Source organism: Flavobacterium sp., assembly GCF_046073885.1.
GTDB lineage: Bacteria > Bacteroidota > Bacteroidia > Flavobacteriales > Flavobacteriaceae > Flavobacterium.
In genome coordinates this window covers 1-3,628 of the sequence record NZ_JBJTND010000037.1, presented here as the reverse complement: position 1 = coordinate 3,628, position 3,628 = coordinate 1, and the positions used below count along the sequence as shown (strand labels likewise).

5 protein-coding genes and 1 tRNA gene are annotated in these 3,628 nt (G+C 37.2%); 3 read left to right on the top strand and 3 right to left on the bottom strand.

Going from position 1 to position 3,628, the window contains the following annotated elements:
• The 3 genes from ACKOWY_RS05055 to istB form a co-directional block, all read left to right on the top strand.
• Positions 1–187: hypothetical protein (locus ACKOWY_RS05055; RefSeq protein WP_408940356.1), on the top strand; the 187-nt coding region annotated here is incomplete at its 5' end.
• Positions 188–434: 247 nt separating this feature from the next.
• Positions 435–1,994: an IS21 family transposase gene (gene istA / locus ACKOWY_RS05050; protein ID WP_408940355.1), complete on the top strand. Its 1,560-nt coding sequence runs from the start codon at positions 435–437 to the stop codon at positions 1,992–1,994.
• A 58-nt stretch (positions 1,995–2,052) separates the two neighbouring features.
• Positions 2,053–2,811, top strand: coding sequence for an IS21-like element helper ATPase IstB (gene istB / locus ACKOWY_RS05045; RefSeq protein WP_408940354.1), 759 nt, complete (start codon positions 2,053–2,055; stop codon positions 2,809–2,811).
• A gap of 28 nt (positions 2,812–2,839) precedes the next feature.
• On the opposite strand, the gene ACKOWY_RS05040 is transcribed toward istB, so the two are convergent.
• From ACKOWY_RS05040 to ACKOWY_RS05030, 3 genes are all read right to left on the bottom strand, one after another.
• Positions 2,840–3,091 carry a hypothetical protein gene (locus tag ACKOWY_RS05040; RefSeq protein ID WP_408940353.1) on the bottom strand — a complete coding sequence of 84 codons (252 nt, stop codon included), beginning with the start codon at positions 3,089–3,091 and terminating at the stop codon, positions 2,840–2,842.
• 154 nt (positions 3,092–3,245) lie between these two features.
• Positions 3,246–3,318 (bottom strand) — tRNA-Lys (locus ACKOWY_RS05035).
• Between the two features lie 93 nt (positions 3,319–3,411).
• On the bottom strand, positions 3,412–3,628 hold a 217-nt coding region (locus ACKOWY_RS05030), incomplete at its 5' end, for a hypothetical protein (RefSeq protein ID WP_408940352.1).

Sequence of the window (3,628 nt, the reverse complement as noted above, 5' to 3'; positions counted from 1 at the left end):
ATATGGCGCAAGTAATATATTACAAGAGCTATTAACATTAAAGAGCGATGATATTATAGGTAGAGCAAAAACATACGAAGCAATTGTAAAAGGAGATAATATACCTAAGCCAGGCATACCAGAATCATTTAATGTATTAGTACACGAATTACGTGGATTGGCATTAGATGTGAAATTTGAAAACTAATTATTATTAGAATTTATACTTTAAAAGGCTGCAAATACAAATTGCAGCCTTTTTTGTTTTTATAAGATGATTGGAAAAAACGGCGAAATTGACCACCAATTTTCGTTTTAAACTGACCACTGATTTTCGCTCCAAACTGACCAGTGGTTTTCGGAGCAAATTGACCACCTGATTTTGATAGTAAAAAGAGGTTGTTTTAGTCGCCAAAAAAGTTGACGTTTCGGGTTCACCGAAAAGCATCAACGATATGGCAAATAAAACAATCATTATGACAAAGCTAAGACAAATCCTAAAATTTTATTTACAAGGAAAAAGTAAACTGCAAATCAGTCAGCATACAGGCACTTCTCGGAACACGGTGAAGCGATATATTCGAAAATTAGAAGAGCTACAGCTTAGTTTGGAAGCCGTATTGAGCATGACCGACCATGAGTTGGAGCAACAATTTGCACAAACTGAAGCGGCATCAAAAGACAAGCGTTTTGAAGAGTTGCAACAATTATTGCCCGATATAGAACGGCAGTTAAAACGTAAGGGCAACACTATTTTATCGGTGTGGCAAAAGTATAAAACATCGTACCCACAGGGCTATGAAATCACCCAATTTTATTTGTATTACAGAGAATACTGCAAACGAGCCAACACCACGATGCACATCCATCATAAGGCAGGCGATAAAATGTATATTGATTTTGCAGGAGATAAATTATCGATTGTTGACCAAGCTACAGGTGAAGTAACCAAAGTAGAAGTGTTTGCTGCTATTTTAGGATGCAGTCAGTTACTGTATGTAGAGGCTGTAAACAGTCAGCGGAAAGAAGATTTAATCAAAGCCACTGAAAATGCGATGCACTATTTTGGTGGTGTGCCCCAAGCCATTGTCCCCGATAATTTACGAGCCGCAGTAACCAAAAGTAGTCGATATGAACCCATCATCAATGAAACTTTTGCAGACTTTGCAGAACATTACAACACAGTGGTATTGCCTACCAGAGCCTATCGTCCCAAAGATAAAGCCTTAGTGGAGGGTGCTGTAAAAATCATTTACAGAAGAATTTATTCGCCCTTGCAGGATAAACAATTTTATAGTTTAGAAGAATTAAACAACGCCATCAAAGGAGCATTAGAAGCCCACAATGCAGCACCATTCAAAGGACGGGACTTTAGTCGCAGGCAACGCTTTGAAGAAATCGAAAAACAAGAGTTAAAGCCATTACCGCATTATTTGTACGAACTCAAACAACAAGCGATGGCAACGGTCATGAAAAACGGTCATGTTTGTTTGGGCATTGACAAGCATTATTACAGCGTACCATATCAATTTATTGGCAGAAAAATTAAGCTGCTTTACACTGCCACTACTATTGAGGTCTTCTATCATTATGAATGTATTGCCAAACATCAACGCAGCGCAAAGCGTTATCATTACAGCACTACAGTAGGGCATCTAGCATCAGCACATCAATTTTTAACGGATTGGACACCAGCCAAATTTATTACTCAGGCGCAAAGTATTCATGCTGATGTAGCCTTGTATATCGAAGGGGTTTTTGAGCATAAATCGTATCCTGAACAAGCCTATAAAAGTTGTTCGGGCATTTTACAATTACATCGTAGAGTTGGTGCCGAACGCTTGATTAATGCATGCAGAAGAGCGCAAAGCTTTGGTATTTTTAACTATCCTATTATTCTTCAGATTTTAGAAAAAAACTTAGATACACTTACTGACGAAGAACAAAGATTACAGCAAGAATCTCTTGAAATGCCCAGCCACAGCAACATACGAGGCAGCGCTTATTATCATTAGTAAAAAAACAAAAGAAGTCCAATCATTTATTCAATAATCAAACAAAAAACAAACAGACATGAATCAAGAAACATTAGACAAACTACGTCAGATGCGGCTTTTAGGCATGCATAGGGCATTTAAAACCAGTGTGGAAAGCAACACCACCGAAACGCTCACCGCCGATGAAATGGCTATGCTGCTCACCAACAGCGAATGGGATGACCGTCAAAATCGCTCTATTGAGCGAACGATGAAAAACGCCAAGTTTCGCTACAAAGCCAGCATTGAGCAACTGGATTACAGCCCTGAAAGAGGCATGGACAAAAACACTGTTCATCGCTTGGCAGATGGTGAATTTATTAAGCGATGCGAAAATGTTTTAATCACTGGCTCAACCGGAACGGGTAAAAGTTTTTTAGCTTCAGCTATTGGTCAACAGGCTTGCCAGTTGGGTTTTAAAGTATTATACACGAGTACCACCAAACTTTTTTCTCAACTAAAAATGGCAAAAGCAGATGGCTCTGCTGTTCGTGAATTAGCAAAAATTGAACGCCAAGATTTATTAATCTTAGACGATTTTGGTTTACAGCCGTTTGATAGTGCCAGTCGTTTAGCGTTGATGGAAGTGATGGAAGATAGACACGGTAAGCGCTCTACGATTATCACTTCGCAGTTACCTGTGAAGCAATGGTATGATGTAATTGGCGAAAAAACTATTGCTGATGCTATTTTAGACCGATTAGTTCATGATGCTGGTCGCATTGAATTATTTGGTGAATCACTCAGAAAAAAATGGTCGAAAAATCAATCTAATTTATCAACTAAAAACATCTAATTTTACAACCACTAAATGCAACCTTTTTTTACATCAATTTTAACAACAACTTTTGGTGGTCAGTTTGCACCGAAAAAAGGTGGTCAGTTTGACCGAATTTTCCAATAAATCTTAAAGTTCTTGGATCCCACTTTAAATATTCTTGCTCAGTAATTCCGTTTATTGGAATCTTGCCTTCTGCTTTAATTCGTTTGTGAATTACTCTTACATAGATTGGAATTAAACCTCTTTTTGCATCTTTTTTTGCTACGTTTGGATAAATTGTTAGTGTCGGTTTCATGACTTGAAAATTTTGGTGAAACAAATAGATTTTGGTGAAACATTGGTGAACCAAAAACCGACATTGAAGTGAAAAAAAGTGAAACATTGTAAAAACAAAAAATCCTCTAAACCATTGATTTAGAGGATTTTAAGAATTTTAAAAAGGTGCAAAGTGATCCCGCTGGGACTCGAACCCAGGACCCCAACATTAAAAGTGTTATGCTCTACCAGCTGAGCTACGGAATCATCACTTAGTGTTTTACCACCTCGTTGCTTTTTTAAGCGGCTGCAAAAATACACCCACTTTTTTATTTTGCAAATACTTTTTGATTTTTATTTTTATTTTTTTTGAAAATATTTTTCTATTTCCTTCAAACCCTTGCTGTTAAAGCAATTCAAGGAAGATAAAAATCCTTTACGAGCTGCTGCTATTCCAAATTTAATATCATCAATACCATTTAAATCATGTGCATCAGGATTTATGGATATCATTACATCTTTTTCGATAGCGTACGGAATCCACTTCCAATCTATATCTAAACGATAAGGGCTTGCA